Source organism: Microbacterium sp. MRS-1, assembly GCF_000585455.1.
GTDB classification, from domain to species: Bacteria; Actinomycetota; Actinomycetes; order Actinomycetales; family Microbacteriaceae; genus Microbacterium; species Microbacterium laevaniformans.
In genome coordinates, this window is the sequence record NZ_JAUF01000113.1 from 1 (window position 1) to 4,355 (window position 4,355).

Genomic DNA, 4,355 nt, shown 5'->3' on the forward strand with positions numbered 1-4,355 from the left:
TTCATACGCAGCCGGGCTCTGCCTCTCCGCAGCCTTGCAATGGATTTAGCAACACGGCCTAGTGGGTGCGGAAGAAGGTCGGGTCCTGCCGCTGGTCGGCGGGGATCTCCGCCACCTCGTGCAGGCCGAGCTCCTCTCCCTGATAGAGATACGCCGATCCCGGCAGCCCCAGCAGGAAACAGCGACGCCGCCCGCGCGCGCCGACTGATCGCGCCGCTCCCCCCGCGCCCCCCGCGCGTCAGTGGAACGCCCATTCCCGACCCGAACTGCAAGGGATGCCGAGCGACACGCCGCAGCATCCGGGCCTGACCCCGCGTGTTGCGGTCGACGCCTTGCAGTTCGGTCACCGCGGAACGGAACCCCGAGCACCCCGGGCCAACTCATACCCGGCAGGCATATCATGTCGGGCGTGCACCTGAGTATCCCGAGCCCCGACCTCAGCTGGTCCAGCTTTCACATCGGCCCGCTGACGATCCACGTCTACGCGCTGTGCATCATCGCGGGAATCATCGCCGCCGTCATCATCACCGAACGACGGCTGCGGGCGCGCGGAGTGCCGGCGGGAACCGTGATCGATGTCGCGCTGTGGACGGTGCCGCTGGGCATCATCGCGGCGCGGATCTACCACGTGCTCACGCACATGGGCGACTACTTCGCGCCCGGCGACAACCCGTGGGCGGTCGTCGCCATCTGGGACGGCGGCAACGCGATCTACGGCTCGATGATCGGCGGCGCGATCGGCATCTACATCGCCACGCGGCGCGCCGGCATCCGCTTCTTCGCCTTCGCCGACGCGCTCGCGCCGGCCCTGCTGGTCGCGCAGGCCATCGGACGACTCGGCAACTACTTTAATCAGGAACTGTTCGGGCTGCCGACGACCCTCCCGTGGGGCCTGGAGATCTCCCCCGACGCGCCGATGTTCCCCGCCGGCGTCGCGCCGGGCACGCTGTTCCATCCGCTGTTCCTCTACGAGATGATCTGGAACCTCGTCGGTGCCGCGCTGATCATCGTCCTCGAGCGCAGAGTGCGTCTCGGCTGGGGCCGCAGCATCGCGTCGTACTTCATCTGGTACGGGCTGGGCCGCAGCTGGCTGGAGGCGATCCGCATCGATCCCACGAGCGATGCGCCCCTCGGCATCCCGGCGAACATCTGGGCCTCGTTCGCCGTCGTGCTGCTGGGCGTCGCGATCTTCGTCGTGCAGACGGTGCGCTATCGTGGCGAGCCCGATACGTCGCCGTTCACCGCCGCGGAGCAGCAACGACAGGAGGCCGAGAAGCTTGCCGTGACCCGCGAGGACGCACCGCAGCCGTCGTGACGAGCGCCGCCCCGCCGCGGGGGTGACGTGGACGCGTCCCGCGGGAGCTCAGCTCGGTGCGTCCGCGCCGAACGCTGCTGCGCCCGGACCGTGGAGGTGCCGCTTCGCGGGATCGACCCAGTTGCCGGAGCCTGTCATGCGGTGCCAACGCTTGTGGAACGCGAGGTCGGTGTCAAGAGACCCGTCAATCTATCCGTGTACAACTCCGGAGTTTTGGCGACGGCGAGCCCCGGAGGGGCGCTGAACCGGCAGACAGCCCGAGATTTCCGGAGTTATGAACGCACGGCCGGAGTAACTCCACCCGAGAGGGCCGGCGCCAGCAGCGGCAGGATGCCGAGGCGCTCAGTCCCGCGGGGTCTTGATCATCGCGCCCGCGACGAGGAACACGATGGCGGCGGCCGGCTGCACGAGCGACCAGACCAAGCCGTCGAACCCGAACGGGATGACGGGGTTCCAGGCCACCGCGATCACGGCGAACACCGCCGCCCACACCCATTGACGCGCCTGCACGGCGAACCAGCCGACGATCAGCGCCAGGATCGCGACGACGAAGAGCACCACGATCCCCCAGCCCGCCGTCAGCAGCACGGGCGCGAGGAACAGCACGGCGGCGGCAAGCAAGGCCGGCGCCAGGGCGTTGCGCTGGAAGGTCGGCTCGGTGCGCTTCGTCCCGCTCATGCGAGAACTCCCGGATCGATCATCGTCATACCGGCAAGCGTGGCACGGTCGAAGGTGGGCAGTAGCGCCGCGGCCTCGGCGAGCGAGATCGTGCGCTCGATGAGTTCCTGCGGACGCAGGCGTCCCTCGGCGATGAGCTCGAGCATCGCCGGATAGTCGACGGCGGCCATGCCGTGGCTGCCGAGCACGTCGAGTTCCCACGCGATCACGCGGGCCATCGGCATTGCCGACAACCCCGTCTCCGACGGAAGCAGCCCGACCTGCACGTGGCGGCCGCGGCGACGCAGGCTCAGCACGGCGTCGGCCGCCGTCTGCTCCGCGCCCACCGCGTCGATCGAGACGTGCGCGCCTCCCCCGGTGATCCGGCGCACGGCGTCGGGCACCTCCGCCCCGTCGGCGACGACGACGGCATCGGCGCCGAGCGCGGATGCCGCGTCCAGCGCGGCCCGGTTGCGATCGACGGCCACCACGTGCGCACCGAGCGCGCGGGCGATCATGACGACGCTGAGTCCCACACCGCCGGCGCCGACGACCACGACCCACTCGCCCGGCTGCACGCGCGCACGTCCGGTGAGTGCGCGGAAAGCGGTGGCGAAGCGACACCCGAGGGAGGCGGCGGCGGCGAAGGAGACGTCGTCGGGAATGCGCACGAGGTTGGTGTCGGCGGCGTGCAGCGCGACGCGCTCGGCGAACGAGCCCCAGTGCGTGAAACCGGGCTGCTGCTGGTCGGGGCACACCTGCGCGTCGCCCGCGCGGCACCACTCGCAGGTGCCGCACCCGCAGACGAACGGCACGGTCACCCGGTCGCCGACGGCGAACCGCTGGACGCCCGCTCCGGTCTCGACGATCACTCCGGCGAGCTCATGCCCCGGAACATGCGGTACGGCGATGTCGTCGTGGCCCACCCACGCGTGCCAGTCGCTGCGGCACAGGCCGGTCGCCCGCACCTCCACGACCACGCCGCCGACGGGCGCGACCGGGTCGTCGACCTCGCGCACCTCCAATGGCTCGCCCACGGCATCCATCACCACTGCACGCATCCGCACCCTTTCGTCCCCTTCACGCTAGTTGGTGCACCTGCGCTCACGCGGCGGCCGGAGCCGCTGCCGCGGGAACGGGAGGTGCCGGCGCGGCGGCATCCGCGTACGCCCTCGCCTGGCGCACGAAGAGCATGAGCCACGCGAACAACAGGCCGGCGATGATGAACTCCGACCCGGTGAGGTTGTAGTAGTCGACGGGTACCCAGAGGGCGACGGCGACGAGGATGCCCGCGACCACCAGCACCGAGAAGACCGCGATGTCGCGGCCGATTCCGGGGACGAGCGTCAGCAGGCATCCGACGAGCACGCCGAAGACGACGACCATTCCGGATGCCGCGCCCACGTGCACAGGGAAAGCGACGGCGTCCGGGACGAACCCGGCCACCATCAAACACAGGCCGATCACGGCGAGCAGCCAGGCGAACAGCCGTGCACGCCGCTGCGCGGTCTCGACATGCGCGCGGAGTCCGACCTCGAGATCGTGGGCGACGAAGTTGGCGAGCGCGGTGATGACGGCGCCGGTCGTGATGAGCGAGAGGTTGAACTGGTAGCCGGCGTAGCCCGACTCGTTGCCCAGTTCGGAGAAGTGGAACCTCCACCAATCGCCCTGTGAGGCGCTGACCATGCTCGCCAGCGTGCCGATGAACAGCACGAGGGTGGCGAGCGAGGCCACGCCCGTGGAGGTGACACGTGCCCCCGAGACCGACGCGACGTAGGTCATCGTGCCGACGGCGGCGGCGACCAGCGCCGCGGCACCGAACGGGTCGATCGTGAGGCCTCGGAAACCCAGCTGGAACAGCTCCGCGACGGCCACGACGACCAACGCCGCCAGCATCATCATCGCCGCAGACAGGGCGATCAGATCGGTTGCCCGTTTGGCGCGCGGCAGGCTGTTGCGCCAGGCGAGATATCCACGGCGCCGTTCGAGCGCGAACGAGACGGCGAACGCCGGACCGGCCGCGATCGCCGCGAGCAGCGCCGCAAGGCTGCCGACGGACTCGCCGCCGCCGAGCGGCATCCGCGCCCCGCCCATGACGAGCACGGTGGTGGCGGCGGCAACGAGCGCGGATCCCAGCGACCAGCGGGTGGCGCGGGACTCGACGCTCGGTGAGAAGCGGGGCGTCTCGGATGCCGCGTGGTGTGTCCATCGCGCGGGGGACGGCCGCCATCTGCTCACGCGTCGAGCTTACTTTCGACCTGCTCGCACGCCGGCCGCCGCCGGGCCAGGACTTCGCTCGCCTGCTGCATCCCACCCATAGCCCGAACTGCAAGGCGGCCGCGGGGACACGCCGCCCGGGCGCGCGTCGCACCGGCGTGTCGCC

General features: G+C 70.5%; 4 protein-coding genes. 1 reads left to right on the forward strand and 3 read right to left on the reverse strand.

Features of this window, described 5'->3' with window-relative positions; all coding sequences use genetic code 11:
* The first annotated feature begins 400 nt into the window (after positions 1 to 400).
* The gene (gene lgt / locus AS96_RS14235) at positions 401 to 1,315 is read left to right on the forward strand and encodes a prolipoprotein diacylglyceryl transferase (RefSeq protein WP_016463928.1); all 915 of its coding nucleotides are present in this window, start codon (positions 401 to 403) and stop codon (positions 1,313 to 1,315) included.
* Positions 1,316 to 1,657: 342 nt separating this feature from the next.
* On the opposite strand, the gene AS96_RS14240 is transcribed toward lgt, so the two are convergent.
* Genes AS96_RS14240 through AS96_RS14250 form a run of 3 tightly spaced genes read right to left on the reverse strand, consistent with a single transcriptional unit; the run spans position 1,658 to position 4,210 of the window.
* On the reverse strand, positions 1,658 to 1,993 hold the full coding sequence (locus AS96_RS14240) for a DUF6804 family protein (RefSeq protein WP_016463927.1): 336 nt from the start codon (positions 1,991 to 1,993) through the stop codon (positions 1,658 to 1,660).
* Entirely contained in the window at positions 1,990 to 3,033 is a 1,044-nt protein-coding gene (locus tag AS96_RS14245; protein ID WP_036291166.1) for a zinc-binding dehydrogenase, read from the reverse strand. Before AS96_RS14245 ends, AS96_RS14240 begins: the two co-directional genes overlap by 4 nt.
* A gap of 43 nt (positions 3,034 to 3,076) precedes the next feature.
* Positions 3,077 to 4,210, reverse strand: a complete 1,134-nt coding sequence (locus tag AS96_RS14250; protein WP_036291171.1) for a DUF998 domain-containing protein — start codon at positions 4,208 to 4,210, stop codon at positions 3,077 to 3,079.
* Positions 4,211 to 4,355 lie beyond the last annotated feature (145 nt).